The organism is Paenibacillus allorhizoplanae, assembly GCF_927798215.1.
In the GTDB taxonomy this organism is placed as follows: Bacteria; Bacillota; Bacilli; order Paenibacillales; family NBRC-103111; genus Paenibacillus_E; species Paenibacillus_E allorhizoplanae.
In genome coordinates, this window is the sequence record NZ_CAKMMW010000025.1 from 71,208 (window position 1) to 86,380 (window position 15,173).

General features: G+C 44.0%; 9 protein-coding genes. 8 read left to right on the forward strand and 1 reads right to left on the reverse strand.

The annotated features are described in order from the left end of the window. Positions 1-269: 269 nt before the first annotated feature. The 8 genes from L6I86_RS29075 to L6I86_RS29110 all read left to right on the forward strand — a co-directional run bounded on the left by L6I86_RS29075 (position 270) and on the right by L6I86_RS29110 (position 12,231). Complete coding sequence (locus tag L6I86_RS29075) at positions 270-860, forward strand: O-methyltransferase (RefSeq protein ID WP_236291940.1); 591 nt, start codon at positions 270-272, stop codon at positions 858-860. Between the two features lie 207 nt (positions 861-1,067). Further along, positions 1,068-1,787 carry an SDR family NAD(P)-dependent oxidoreductase gene (locus L6I86_RS29080; RefSeq protein WP_236291941.1) on the forward strand — a complete coding sequence of 240 codons (720 nt, stop codon included), beginning with the start codon at positions 1,068-1,070 and terminating at the stop codon, positions 1,785-1,787. 357 nt (positions 1,788-2,144) lie between these two features. Next, on the forward strand, positions 2,145-4,460 hold the full coding sequence (locus L6I86_RS29085) for a helix-turn-helix transcriptional regulator (protein ID WP_236291942.1): 2,316 nt from the start codon (positions 2,145-2,147) through the stop codon (positions 4,458-4,460). A gap of 264 nt (positions 4,461-4,724) precedes the next feature. Then, on the forward strand, positions 4,725-7,373 hold the full coding sequence (locus L6I86_RS29090) for an S-layer homology domain-containing protein (protein WP_236291943.1): 2,649 nt from the start codon (positions 4,725-4,727) through the stop codon (positions 7,371-7,373). Positions 7,374-7,546: 173 nt separating this feature from the next. Next, a complete protein-coding gene (locus tag L6I86_RS29095; protein ID WP_236291944.1) occupies positions 7,547-8,890 on the forward strand; it encodes an ABC transporter substrate-binding protein in 1,344 nt (447 codons plus the stop codon). An 86-nt stretch (positions 8,891-8,976) separates the two neighbouring features. Then, the gene (locus tag L6I86_RS29100) at positions 8,977-9,846 is read left to right on the forward strand and encodes a carbohydrate ABC transporter permease (protein WP_236291945.1); all 870 of its coding nucleotides are present in this window, start codon (positions 8,977-8,979) and stop codon (positions 9,844-9,846) included. A gap of 24 nt (positions 9,847-9,870) precedes the next feature. Further along, positions 9,871-10,737: a carbohydrate ABC transporter permease gene (locus L6I86_RS29105; RefSeq protein ID WP_236291946.1), complete on the forward strand. Its 867-nt coding sequence runs from the start codon at positions 9,871-9,873 to the stop codon at positions 10,735-10,737. Continuing rightward, entirely contained in the window at positions 10,738-12,231 is a 1,494-nt protein-coding gene (locus L6I86_RS29110) for a sulfatase (protein ID WP_236291947.1), read from the forward strand. Between the two features lie 313 nt (positions 12,232-12,544). Here L6I86_RS29110 and L6I86_RS29115 read toward each other — a convergent pair whose 3' ends face one another. Continuing rightward, positions 12,545-14,878, reverse strand: coding sequence for a helix-turn-helix domain-containing protein (locus L6I86_RS29115; RefSeq protein WP_236291948.1), 2,334 nt, complete (start codon positions 14,876-14,878; stop codon positions 12,545-12,547). Positions 14,879-15,173 lie beyond the last annotated feature (295 nt).

The window sequence follows — 15,173 nt, forward strand, 5'->3', positions numbered from 1 at the left end:
TAAATGAACGGGAAGTTTAGCGCAACATAATAGTAAAAATGTGGTAATATAATATTCATCGAAACTATCTTATGCGGACATACATACAATGAAGCATTTAATGATAATAGCCGTTATCACACTATAAACAGGGAGCAGATTGCGTGGCAGCTGCTCCCTGTTTTCATTCAAGTAACGGGCAAGATAGTTCGAAAAGCTGTTGCGCAAAAAATCTTTTGTACTATTTTTTCTAATTACGAAGGACATATAATTTTATTGGGGGTATGTGTATGCAAGCTAAAATGTTGCAAGTACAATACATAAGGAAACCTGAAATAAGTGAAATCATTGCAATTGATGCAGAAGCGATGGGTTTCAAGATGTCCTGTGATTTAGAAACAGCTTCTTTACTACGAACGTTAGCAGGTTCATGTAAAAATGGGATGCTATTAGAATTGGGTACTGGTGCGGGTATATCGACAAGTTGGATATTAGATGGAATGGATAGAGAATCATCTTTATTGACTGTTGAACTGGATGAAACTATCCACAATATAGCCAAGAAGCATTTAAGCTTTGATAATAGGGTTCAGTTCTACAACATGGATGGAGAAGAGTTTATAAAACAAATATCAAATCAAAAGTTTGATTTTATTTTTGCTGATACTTGGCCTGGAAAATTTTATGCACTAGATGAAGCTTTAGACTTACTAAAGCCTGGAGGTCTATATATCATTGATGATTTATTACCGATTCCGTCCTGGCCTGATGAACATACAACAAAGGTAGAGGAATTGATTGGTTATTTGGACAGTAGAGAAGATTTAATAATAACGAAGTTAAATTGGTCCACTGGATTAATCATCGCAACAAAGAAGTGAATACGGATATTAAACAGTGAACAATTTTCATTATCAAATGCCAACAGCGGCAGCTTTTCGTTCTGTTACGGATAACAATTGCTAAATAAACAACCAAAACAAGGCTGCCGGCATGATTGGCAGTCTTTGCTCACCTAACGGGCAGGGATAATTGCAAAGGTATGGTATAATATTTGAATCAAAAAATGAAAGGAAAAAACAACTTCCATGAGGAATTTTATTATTATTGGAGCGAGCAAAGGATTAGGTGATGCCTTTGTTAAAAGTTTGCCAGAAATCGGTGATAATGTATGGATAGTTTCTAGGAGTTATCCTACTAGTTTAAACCTTAACGATGGAATCAATAGATATTGGATAGAAGCTGATTTATCGAAAACTGATGCATACAATCTGATTGCGAATACAATAAATGGCCACATCATAGACGTATTAATATTTAATGCAGGAATATGGGAGAGCAACGGATTTAGAGAAGACTATGATTTTGAGAAAGATGACCCAGATGAAATTTCAAGAATCATAAATGTGAATGTAATTGCCGCAATTACATGTATACAAAAGCTTATACCGAATTTAAAAAAGTCGGCTAACGCAAAAATTGTTTTAATTGGTTCTACTGCAGGACTTGAGAATAATGATTTTACACAAGTTTCATTTGTAGCGTCTAAGTTCGGTTTGCGAGGTATTGCCAATTCCATAAGGGAACATGTTAAAAAGTTTGGAATCGGTGTAACTTGTATAAACCCTGGTGAAATTGCTACCCAAGTTCCTTTAGAGGATGGAATTGAAAAAGTCTTGTCAGCCTACAATTATACACAAATCCCCCTTCAAGATATCGTTTCATTAGTTAAATGCGTCATAAGCCTTTCCAAAGCATCTTGTGTAAAAGAAATAAATATCCCAGCAATGTTTGATGCGAATGCATAGTCAATTATGTTTAAATTAAGTTAACGCAGAACGATAGTTCAATCACGACATGACGGCAGCCCACACGATAGGCTGCCTTTGTCTGTTAAAGCCATATTACCCGATGCCTTCGAGGCTCTTGGAAGAATTTAACGTTATTATTTTTTGGTATTTCATTTGAGGCAAATTTACACTGGATTATCATAGTGTCAGTGAGAAAACATTGGGGCAGTAGCATTCTTTAGGAATCGTCTTTTTTTGTTATATAGCTGTTTTTTGACCTTACATGAACTGGTGTTGTCTTTGGGATTTATTTTGATGTATGGTAAGGTTAATTTAGATAGCATTGTAACTTATTTAGGCAAAGGGGCCGGGTTAGTGAAAGCTTTTATACAAATTTTATTCAGCGATAAATTCCGTTCCCTGTTTTATCGACTCTCTGCCGCACTTATTCTGCTCATGTTGCTGATCGTTGTAGCTATATACTTATTTAGCAATGGCTACAACAACCTTATACAAAAAACGCAATTGGAAAAGCTAAGCGCGCGTCCAGAATCGCTTTTTAAAAATTACTATGATACCCTATTTCAAGATATCAATAATCGAACCATTCAGTTATCAAACAATACTAAACTAATCCGAGCCATAAACAGTATTGATCCGGAAAGTACCGGAGCACTTCAAAACATTTTGCACGAGAGTACTGATTTTTGCTGCATACAATATTTGGAAATATACACCAAAAATGGAGCGATCAGGTATATCCATGGTGAAATTAAAGATATTCCCCTATTAAGCGATGCCGAATGGCAGTCTGAAACAGACAAGGTAAAAGGAAGCAGCAATGGGGAGGTTGCTCGTACAGCCGTTGATGGGTCAATACCGAGCATTGTTATGCTCCGCGGGATACCCAATATTGCTGTACAACCGCTTGGTTTTATCAAAGTGATGCTTAATAGTCAGTCATTATTTATTAATCCATACCACATAAAAGGGAACGAGCGGATGTGGGCAGTATCACCAGATAAACAAATGTTCGATTTGAAAACGGGGAATTCCGATACAATCCCAATTGCAGACAAGCTTGTTCCAAAATTGCAGTACACGTATTTCCAAGGGTTACTAGACGACAAAAGCTATTTTTTTTATTATTCACCTGCGGGTATCCCAGGATGGAACTATCTATATGCCGTTGAAAGTTCAGCTTTATCGGGTAGCCTCTATGTCAGATTGGCGATAATCACAGCACTTGCACTGCTATTTCTACTGCTTATCACTTATATGTTCTTGATGATTCGAAATATATTCAGTAAGTTGCATACGATACAGGAGGTAGTCGGAGCCGATGGGGCGGAAGAAGGTAGTACCGGCTCAAATGCTTCTTTGAATGTTTTAGTCAACAGTATCGCGGCCTTAAAGGAGCATCGGGAGAACATCGAATTCATGTACCGCAAAAACATCCCGATTTTGAAGCAAGCACTGTGTTATCGATTACTTCATCAAGACCAGGGTGAGTGGTCGGAAATCCAAGAACAAATGGATCAAATCGGTATTGAATTCCCCACACCGACATTCGCGATTATTTTGTTTCGTATCGATAGGTATTTTGATTTTCTGCAAAATTATAGCAGATCTGATCAGAGTTTGTTCAGGTTTTTCATTTACAAGATGGCGGAGGAGTTGGGCGAGCAATCGTTTAAAGTTCTACTATGGAACTCCGAAAGCCAGGATATCGTCATGCTCTGCAACACAAAAACGCCTATTAGTGAGGAAGAGTTTAAAGCGAAGCTCGAAGCTGTAACCGATACTATCCTTGTACACGTACATCAGTATCTGAAAATTACTGTTACCGCTGCAATCAGCAGGCCTGTTTTAAACATTAGGCATATTCCCGACTCTTGGAGCTTGTTGACTGGCTGTATTGAACGAAAATGGTACAATGGCGGCACTCATGTGTTGAAAGAATGGGAGATGGCTGGGGAGGCGCCGGTCATGTTCGGCTTTTTGGAGTCGGCACGCAAAAGAAAGGCACAGCTTCTACTGGCCGTAAAAAGTGGCAATTTACAGTTGATTCACATTGAAATGGGTACGATGCAGTCTTTTCTGGAGTCTTTGGAAGTTTATCCAATGATGGTTATCCAACAAATACTGCATGATTTATTTATGTCTGTTATTTTTACCATCTTGGAGATGGGAGTGAAGTTGCAGGTAGAGAGCGTTTTTATGGAAATGCATCTTGAGATGCAGCGAAGAGAAAGCATTCGTGAAGCAATAGACTGGTTTAGGAAACGTCTTGACGGATGGATAGAAGGAGCAGAAAAGCAACGATCCGAGGGAACGAATCTAATCCCCCATATTCTTGAGTATATCCACGCGAACTATAACCGTGAAATCTCGCTAGGCGGGATTGCCGACGAACTCGGACTAGACATCGCATATTTGAGCCGCCAGTTCAAGAAGGGCACCGGCAAGAACTTTATGGATTACTTGATCAATCTTCGCATTGAGCGAGCCAAACAGATGCTGCTTAGTTTATCTGGAACGGTCCAGCAAGTCGCCGAAAATGTGGGTTACGTTAACACACAAAGCTTTATCCGCATATTTAAAAAGCATGTTGGAGCCACGCCGGGTCAATACCGGGAGATGCAATCTGTGGAGCAAGAGAAAAGACTGGATGCAAGCAAGTTGTATTAGGCCCTAAAAATGAACTGTACCCCCTAAATTAGACATTAGAAAAAGCCCCTGGGTTAATCTAAACTATTTTAGGGGTTGTTTGGCATGGCGAAAAAAGGGCAGAAGTTAAAAACATACAGTCAAGAACTTAAATTAAGAGCTATTGGTCAAATAAAGTTAATGGAATCAAAAATAAGCAATATTCCAAAAACGGATACCGATGATATGATCAAGTCCGACCGGATATTGAAATCGGTTACACAAACAAAAAGGGAGGATTTTCGAATGTCGAGACTAAAAGGTTACGAAGGAATGAAGCTTTTATCAAGGTTGAAGCATATTAAACTAGTCTCAATGGTAGTTGTACTCACGATGATCTTGTCCAGCATTAGCGTGAGCGCCACGGAGCAGAAAGCGTTCGCAGATGCAAGGGTCATTACCGTCAAACAAGACGGCACAGGCGATTTCAAGTTCATTAACGATGCAGCTCAAGCGGCTCAGCCCGGAGATACGGTATTGATTTATAGTGGCACGTATAGGGAAACGGTAGCGGCTCCGAGGGGAGGCAGTAACGAAAACACGAGAATTACCTATAAGGCTGCCCCTGGGCAACAAGTTATCATAAAGGGCTCTGAACTGGCTCAAGACTGGAGCTTTGACAATGCTAGTCAAACATGGATGAAGACTTTGCCGAATTTATATTTTGGCTCGTTTAATCCATTCGACACACATTGGGCTAAGGGGACCTTACCGGGAAGCAAGCAATTGCGTACAGCTGGATCTGTGTATTTGAACGATAGTTTACTTACGGAGCGATCCGCTTTAAGCGAAGTGCAAACTACTCCACTCACATGGACGGCCAAAGTGGACTCTGTCACTACAACGGTATACGCAAATTTTGGAGTGGACCCAAACGCAAATATCGTAGAGCTCACCAAGCGGAAGCAAGTGTTTACCGCTTCATGGAATACTGGTTATATAACAGTTGACGGGCTCACGATAATGCATGGCGCAGGAACAAAGGATATTGATTACTGGCGGCCTGCTGCCATTCCGATGGAAGGAGCGCTCAGTACAAACGGTGGGTATAATTGGATCATTCAGAATAGCGTGTTGAAGAATAACGGTGGAGTTGCCTTGGATTTCGGACTGGGTTCTGCCATGAATGAGGCCAAATATGGGACTCCGGCCAAATACGGCTACCATATTATTCGCAATAATATCATTAAGGATAACAATACGAACGGGGCATTTGCATATAAAGGCCCTTTTACGGAAATCTACAACAACAAATTTATCAACAATAACGCCTTGAATACAGGCTTGTTGTCAGAAGCTTATTTAAAAATCATCGACAACGGTACTGGTGCCAACATTCATGATAACTATTTCTATAGTAACCAGTCTTGGATGTCTTTTCCCGTATGGTTGGATTCGGAAGTACAGAACTATAAGTTCAGTCGGAATGTCATCGTCGCTTCCAACCCGGATAGTGTATTTTTTGATGAAGCTAACTTTGGAAGCAATGTAATCGACAACAATGTTTTTATTGGTAGTGGGGCTAGTTTCTTGGAAACGCAAGGTACGTCACTCGTCCACAATATGTTCATAAACTCGAACGTTTCGTTTGATGCCACACACTTCCCAGGGTTCCCTGGCGCTCAGGTTCAAGGTGCAGATGTTGACGGGTATCGTCATATGATGCTGTATCGGCCAGGTACACTGGTTCCACTGGGAACGGTGGCAACTCGTACAAAGTACAACAAGGTGTTAAATAATATTTTTTACAATATAGGGATGATAACATTCCCGTCATTTATCGATGACAAACCATTCATTGAGCCTGCAATTTTGGACGCGGCCACCACAAATCTTTGGGGCAATGAAGTGGACTATAACGTGAACTATAACGGGGCTGCCAAAATACTCGATTATACATCGAATTCCTATACGCCTGATACACACAGTGCCGAAATTAGCGGAAACCCGGCATCCGCATCCTGTGACGAGAACAAGTGTACAATAACTTTTAGTGTTGATGCGGCAAATACCCCTGCCAATCTCGGAGCACATAAGATTACCGGAGCTTATATCGGAAAAAATCATGTACTGGCGACTATGCCAGATTCGATCTTCAAATTGCCTGACGGAAACAAGCCGGATGGGGTAGCTCATATTGGGCCATCTCCGATTGACAATTATATTGAGGATGTGACAACAGATTTTTACGGCAATACTAGAACCGGTAATACGGTAGCAGCAGGACCGTTCCGGAATATACAGCCAGGTTCGAACACGCTGGTCGTCTGGTCCAGTGACGCAGCTTTAAAAGAGCCTATTTTGAGCGGTCCGGTACATTTTGCTGACATGGAGTCTCATTGGGCCAAAAAAGAAATTAACGATTTAGCGTCGCGTTTGATTGTAAACGGTATTGATGAATCCGCATTCGAACCTGATCGACCTATCACACGCTCCGAATTTGCAACGATCGTCGTTAGAGCGCTTGGATTAAACGGTTCGTCATCTGTGTCTACGTTCTCTGATATCGCATCGACAGACTGGTTTAAGGATTTTGTGAATCAGGCTTATCAGTACGGAATCGTATCGGGCTACCCAGACGGATCTTTCGCCCCTACGGCGTCGGTGACCCGGGAAGAAGCGATGTCCATGATAGCTAGAGCGATGAAAGTTATTAATTCTGCTTTTGGTATGGATGAGTCTGAAACGGATGTACTTCTTTCCTCGTTCACCGATAAAGCTCATGTCAGTGAGTGGGCGAAGCAAAACATGGCCCTGTTGGTTAAAAGTGGTCTGATCGAAGGGGAGGCCGGCACTCTGCAGCCCGGGCGCAGCATGACGCGTGCGGAAACGGCTGTAATCGTGGAACGGATGCTCATTCAAGCTGGGATCGTCGGTACGGCCTTGCAAAAATAGTTCATCATTCAAAAAAGTCCTATTGGTCTATACATTTGCATGGACGGATTCGTTTGCAAATAAGGAAGATAGAATCAAAAATAGCCAATATACCCGGATTGCTTTGTACTGCTAAGATCAAGTCATTGGTCGGGTATGACCGATCGACTGTAAATGAAAAGGGAGGAACATGTATGTTTCAAACAAAAACGAAAGGTTTGATCGCGGGAGCCATAGCTAGTTCTATGCTTATGCTTTCCGCATGCTCGACAGATGGCAACACCACGGCGGGAACGGCCAGTCCAAATGCGGGAGCCAACAACTCCCCAGCGGTGGAAAAATCATCAAACCCAGTAACACTGCAAGTATGGATGCCGGTTAGTTTCCCTGAGCTAGACCCCGCCATCAAACAGATCGGTACGGACTTTGAGAAAACACACCCGAATATTAAGGTCGAGATTACGACAATTCCATTTGCCGATTACTTCCAGAAGTTGTCTGTAGCATATGCTGGGGGCATTCAGCCAGATGTGCACGGACTTGGTTTTGGCCAACTGATATCGACTGTGGATCAAGGGAATTATATGGATATGAATCCGTTGATTCAAAAAGACAATTGGTCTGGAAAAAGCGACTTCTTCCCGGACATTCTGAAGGCCGGACAATGGAACGGCGGCTTGTATGGCCTGCTTATTCCAGAAACGCGCCCGTTGGTATGGAGAAAGGATTACTTCCAGGAAGCCGGGCTTGATCCGAACAAGCCGCCACAGACGTACGATGAGCTGTTTGCATATGCGAAGAAGCTATCCAAGAAAGATAGCAGCGGCAAAGTCACGCGGTCAGGCCTCGACATCACCACCAGCACAATCAATAACGTCAATTCGGAACAGGCCTACCTGAGCATGCTGTTATTAAATGGTCTGAATTTTTATGATGAGAAGGGGAATCCAACCTTTGATTCACCTGAATCGGTTAAGGTGGCAAACCAATTGACGGATTTGGTCAAAAGCAAGGACGTTATGTTTCAAGCAGATGCCAATGTAACGGGTTCGCTGTTCCAGAACAGTATGGCCGCAATGGGCTTCCAGAGCTCTTACAGTCTTGGACAGCTGACCAAATCGATCGGCAATGACAAGATCGGTTTTGCGCTCCCGCCGAAAGGGCCGACAGGAAAGCAAACTTCGCTTATGCTAGGAACTTTTATGACAATTGCCAAGAAGTCTGCGCATTCGCAGGAAGCTTGGGAGTTCTTGAAATTTATGTTCTCTCCGGATGAATTTTTCCAATTCTCGAAAGCGACTGGTTACGTTCCTCCTATGCAATCGCTTCAAGCTAAATTTGAAGGGCTTGGAGAAGCCAACAAGGTCATTTTTGCTTCAATGAAGGATGCCGGTGGCTATTTGCCTTCCTCCAACTGGAGCATCATTACGAAATATCTCCGGATCGGTTTGGAAGAAGCTTACTACGGCAAAAAAACACCAGAGCAAGCCATGAAGGATAACGCCGACAAGGCACGTCAAGAAGTGTCCAAAAAATAAAGGAAGCATCGTCGAAAGCGGCCCCCTTGTGCATAAGCATTTTGCGGCCTAGGGGGCTTGATTATTTGGAAAGGGGGAAGAACGAATTGAATGCACGATGGAGTCGAAGGCTCATACCTTATCTGTTGATTTTGCCAAATGTACTCATTTATTTTATTTTTATATTTGTTCCCCTTCTATGTGTGGTTTACTTAAGCTTTACCAGCTACAGTATGTTATCGCCAGGAAAGTGGATTGGTCTTTCTAATTATGCAAGGATGTTTAATGACAGCATTTTTATGGGGGCTGTAGGGAATACACTTGTGTTTTGGCTCGTTACGGTCATTCCGCAAATGCTGATCGGTCTAGTGTTGGCGGTGCTGCTCAATTCAAAAATTCGGGGGATGGCTATATTCCGAGCGGGTATTTATTTACCGAGCGTCATTTCGGGAGTTGCTGTTTCTATGACTTGGCTATATTTGTACGATAATAAGAACGGTCCGTTTAACGCGATACTGAAGTGGCTCCATTTTAGTGGTATTAATTGGCTCGGAGACACTCATTATTCGCTCATGTCTATCAGCATTCTTGGCATATGGGTAGGAACTGGGTATGCGATGATCATTTATTTGGCTGGTTTGCAATCGATTGACGCTCAACTATACGAAGCGGCTAGTATCGACGGAGCGACTGGGCTGCGCAGCTTTCTTCGCATTACAGTACCGCTTTTAAATCCAATGACCTTCTTTATCTTTGTCACCGCGACAATCCGTTCGTTCCAGGTGTTTGATTACGTGTATATTATGACCAAAGGCGGCCCACTGAATTCGACAAATACGATCGTTAATCAAATCGTCGATACTTCTTTCGGACAGTATGAAATGGGCTATGCATCGGCTCTTTCCATCTTTTTGCTGATTATTACCTTGGCTGTTACTTTGATTAATTACAGGGTTGGCACAAGGACACTCGAGTAAACGCAGAAAAGGAGGAGAAATGCTGTGAAGCTAAACCACATGTCCAAAACATGGTTATTTATCATTTTGACTATCGTTACGATTATAAACTTAGTTCCTTTATTTTTTATGATATTTACCTCCTTCAAAGGAAATACCGAGCTCGTTTCGGGCAAGCTTACTCTTCTTCCACAAGAATGGCATTTTGATAACTATGTAAAAGCCATGCAACAGGGAAATTGGGGGCTTTATTTCAAAAATTCCTTAATTGTCACTTTGGTTGCTACCGCAGGAAGTCTATTTTTTAATACGCTGGCAGGATATACGTTCGCTAGAATCCGGTTTGCAGGAAGCACAGTTATCTTCATCTGCCTTCTTGTAGGGATGATGGTACCCGCACAGGCGATTGTCGTACCGCAATTTATTATTATGAAAAATATTCCGTTCTTCGGACATAACGATATGTTTGGGCATGGCGGTACAGGATGGTTGAATACGTATTGGGCTCTCATTTTACCGGCGCTGTCAGGCTCGATCGGCATTTTTATGGCTCGTCAGTTTTACGCTGGCTTTCCCAAAGATCTGGATGAAGCGGGCTTTATGGACGGCAACGGCTATCTGGGTATGTATTTACGAATCTATTTGCCGCTTAGCGGACCTTTGCTCGCCTCGCTCGGGATTTTAAAAATCGTATCCGTATGGAACGACTTCTTCGGCCCGCTGATTTTTACCAGTAAGGAGAGTATGCGTACGATCCAGCTTGCTTTGTCGGTGTTTAAAGGAGAATTTACGATTCAGTACAATTTGCTGATGGCTGCGACAATGTTAATTTCACTGCCGATGATTATTGCTTTCTTCGTGTTCCAGAAGCAATTCGTTGGAAGCATTGTATCGTCAGGCGTGAAAGGGTAGGTGAATAACTTGAAAGCGAAAGCGATTATGGTGATGTTTGACACGCTGAACCGGCATATGCTGCCGCCTTATGGCTGCGACTGGGTAAAGGCGCCAAATTTTGCTCGGCTAGCCGAGAGAACAGCCGTGTTCGAGAAAAGTTTTATCGGCAGCATGCCCTGCATGCCAGCCCGGCGGGAGCTGCAAACCAGCCGCCACAATTTCCTACACCGCAGCTGGGGGCCTATGGAGCCTTTCGACGATTCGATGCCGGAACTGTTAAAGCAAAATGGCATTTATACGCATTTGGCCACCGATCACCAGCATTACTGGGAAGATGGAGGTGCCACCTATCATACTCGCTACAGCTCTTACGAATTGATACGAGGGCAGGAGGGAGATCCGTGGAAGGGGGAGGTTCAAGATCCCGAGATCCCGGAGAGCTTAGGTGGGCATGAATTTATGCCCAATCTCGTGCGGCAGGATTGGATCAACCGCAAATTTATGAGGGAAGAGAAAGACTTTCCGCAGGCCCGGACGTTTGCCGCAGGAATGGCGTTTATCCGTGCAAATGCTACTCAGGAAAACTGGTATTTGCAGTTGGAGACGTTCGACCCTCATGAGCCGTTTTATGCACCGCAGCGATTCCGCGATTTGTACCCGCATGATTACAAAGGAAAGCACTTCGATTGGCCGCCATACGCTCCAGTGAGGGAAACTCTCGAGGAAGTGCAGCATGCTCGTTTCGAATATGCGGCTCTGGTTAGTATGTGCGACGACTATTTGGGACAAGTATTGGATTTGATGGATGAGCTGGACTTATGGAAGGATACGATGCTGATCGTGAATACCGACCACGGCTTCTTGCTGGGCGAACACGATTGGTGGGCTAAATCGCATATGCCGTATTATAACGAGATAGCCAATACTCCGCTCTTTATTTGGGATCCAAGAAGCGGCGTGCGTGGAGAGCGGCGCAAAAGTCTGGTTCAGATGATCGACATGGCCCCAACACTGCTTGACTTTTTCGGAGTGAAAATCCCGGAGGATATGCAGGGGAAGCCGCTCAGGGACACAATCGCTTCGGATGTGCCGGTGAGAGAAGCAGCTTTATTCGGCATTCATGGTGGGCATGTAAACTGCACGGATGGTCGATATGTGTACATGCGGGCTCCGGTCAGCACAGACAATCAGCCATTATATGAATACACTCTGATGCCGACGCATATGCGAAGTCGATTCGCTCCAGATGAGCTGCGGCAGATGGAGCTGGCAGAGCCATTTACGTTTACTAAGGGCGTCGCGACACTTCGAATTCTGGCTCGAAAGGCGCATTCTCCCCATCCATTCGGAACGATGCTGTTTGATATGGAGAAGGACCTAGACCAGGATCAGCCAATTTGCGATGCCGAGATTGAAGCAGCTATGGAACGAATACTCGTAAGTTTGATGCAGCAAAACGATGCTCCTCGAGAACAGTACGTAAGGTTGGGACTTGATATATCAGACGGGTGACAAGAATGTTATCCGGTATAAACTATTGTAAGTCTTGGTTCTTTCCTTTTAAACGGAACAGCGATAGCCACAGCTTTTGATTTGGATACGTCTAAGCCAACGTATTTTGTGGAATTATTCATAATAGAAACCGACTCCTTTTGGTTAGTAGCTCTGATTTGGATGCTAATGGATACTTGATCTAAATCCATTGTTTCCGAATTAACCTACGTAGAAGCAAAGAGGATGTCGGTTTCGTTCATTATAACTATTTTCAAGTCCTTGCCTGTCGCTGTTTAATTTTTAGGTCCAGAATACACAAATCTTAGCATTACTACTCCGATTGTTCCAAGCCTCCCACCGGGTTCTGATCTACCGTTTGCAGTAGCCGATATTGTCCAGGCGTACTCCCCATGCGGGATTTGAACAGCTTGCTGAAGTAGCTGACGTTGGCATAGCCGATTTCACGGCAGATGTCCTCCAGTGAATATTTTGGCTGCCGCAGCAGCTCACAAGCTCGTTTGATTCGCAAATGAATCAAATGGTCGTTGATTGTTGTACCCGTAGTTTCCTTGAAGATACGGCTCAAAAAGGACGTGCTTCGCTGCACGTGACCGGCAACCGTCTCGATTGTAATGTTGTTATTATAGTTCTTCTCCATAAATTCGGTAGCAAGCTGCAAGGTCATATCATTGAGCTTCAACCGCTTCTCTCGATTGTGCGCAATGATTTGGGTGCACATCTCCATCAAGCGTGCTTCCATATCACGAAGCGTCTGAATACCGGACAGCACGAACGGTCGGTCACCGAGTACAGCGGTCATATCTCCGCCGGTTTGCACCAGCGTCTTTACAATCTCTCCGCTTATTTGAAAAAAGAGCTGCTGCACGTTGGCTTTCCCCAGTCTGCGGGCGGTCACCTCTTTCGTGATACGGCTAATCGTCTCCGCACATTCCTCTTCGTTCAGCTGAAGCAGCGCCTGAAGCAGCTTTGTCTCTAGCTCGTATGGGTAAAAATAGGTCTCTTCATCCTGCTTCCAAGAGCTAACGATCGTATAGGGCACGATTTCGCCTTTGCCGACATACATTTTCAGGCTGAGAGCTTCGACCGATTCTTCGTAGGCAGTTTGTGCCGAAAACACACCCGTATGGATGCGGCTCAGGCCGATCGTTGCAAGTATGTTGTAGCGGCTCTCCATATTTCGTTGTAGTTTTCTCGCAAGCTCAATTGGAAAATCATCCTGGTTGGCAGGCACTGCAACAATGATGATGATGGTGCGTTCATCATCCCTAGCGAAGATTTCACCGTTGATTTCGGGTCCAAGCTCTTCAATTAAGCCATATTGAAATAGATGGAAATGGAGATTGCCAGTTGAATCATTCAGTAGGGATTGTTCCTCCAACTCGATTGTCAGGAGGGCAAATCGTTCGAAATCCAGTTTAAGTCCCAAAAGCTCCGCTGCATCCTTCTCCTGCCCACCGCTCTGCTGAGAAATCGCCCGCCCCTTAATGAGATCACTCAAATATTTCTCCTTAATCGCTGAACGGTTGTCGCCAAGCAACGTTTCTACTCGTTCCTTCTCGCTAAGGATGGTTTCCCGGCTATGACGAAGCCGTTCGAATGCCTGCTGAATGAAGCTCGCTTCGTCGGCGGCCGCCAGGGAGGTTTCTGAGCTTGCTCTTTCTCCCCCACTAATATAGGTGAGAACGCTTTTGAGCGGTCGATATAGTCTTTGTGAGATATAAAACAGCAGCAAAATGGCAACAGTGACGTAAAGAACGGAAACGGCAGCTACGATCAGTTTAATCCGGCTCAAGCCCTCAAGCAGGACGGATCGCTTGGTCAAATTGACAAACTTCCAGCCTGTCACATTAGACGTGGTGTAGGTCACGATCCACCGTCGATCGTCGACGTATGAGCCGCTTCCCGGAGCGGACAGCACGCTCTGATCAAACTTCCCGATTAGGGCTGCCGCTTCTTCTGTTTCACTATAGAGAGGCTCGCCTTGTGATCCGAGGACAAGCGTCAGCCCCTTCTTATTATGGTAATGGCTCAAATATTCTTTAAAGAGCAGGTCGAGCTTCAAATTGATCACAATGGCCCCATCAACTGGACCAATGAGCGGCATTTTCTGCATTAAACTGGTGGCAAGTGTCCCTTTTACCGTATTGCCAGGACGATTGGTAAGCCACACGGTCCGGTTCGCGGTGTCTTCACTCATTGCCGTCAGCCAAGAACGGTCGGTGAAGGAAGATAAAGGGGACATTTTCATATCGGAACGTGAGGTCAGAATGAGATCTAGTTTATTGTATACGAGATAAATGGAGTCGATATAAGGACTCAGTTTCTGCTGCTCCTCCAGAAATCGTGTCAAGTCAATGAGGGAAGACACACTTAGTTTATCGTTTATTTTGTGATACAGGTAAGATTGGGTCATGACCATGCTGGAGGCGATATTCTGTATCGCATTTAGTTCTTTATGAATCAGTTCGCGCTGCTGCTCCATGATGGATTGATTATATTCAATCGAATTCTGAATGCTCGTATCGGCAGAAATTGTGTAGGTAACCGAAGAAATGAGGATGACAGTGACGATGACGATCGCCGTCATGGATAACAGTAGCTTGACGAAGAGAGATCGGTTGCGAATCAATTGAAGACTAGGCATCCAGACCCTCCTTTCGTAGTGTTAGCGTTTTCAATATCAGGTGGATGTATTACTCAGCACCAAGCAAATTATAGCACAGAATGAAATAAGGGGAAGGCGAGAGGCGAAAAACATACGAAAAATCGGATAACATAATGCTATACAAACAGCCACGGAAAGGAAAAACATAACAAAAATCGAATGAGATGATTGTGTAGTTGTGTGCCACCAGATATCGTAAAGGATGTAACCGTTCCCAATTCCCGGCCGGGGTAGAGCGAGTTAAGGAACGGAATTCATGATGTGAAGCAGGGGG

Coding starts and splice junctions, on each gene's coding strand:
- L6I86_RS29095 (WP_236291944.1), top strand. CDS start 7,547: ATGTTTCAAACAAAAACGAAAGGTTTGATCGCGGGAGCCATAGCTAGT.
- L6I86_RS29075 (WP_236291940.1), top strand. CDS start 270: ATGCAAGCTAAAATGTTGCAAGTACAATACATAAGGAAACCTGAAATA.
- L6I86_RS29090 (WP_236291943.1), top strand. CDS start 4,725: ATGTCGAGACTAAAAGGTTACGAAGGAATGAAGCTTTTATCAAGGTTG.
- L6I86_RS29080 (WP_236291941.1), top strand. CDS start 1,068: ATGAGGAATTTTATTATTATTGGAGCGAGCAAAGGATTAGGTGATGCC.
- L6I86_RS29115 (WP_236291948.1), bottom strand. CDS start 14,878: ATGCCTAGTCTTCAATTGATTCGCAACCGATCTCTCTTCGTCAAGCTA.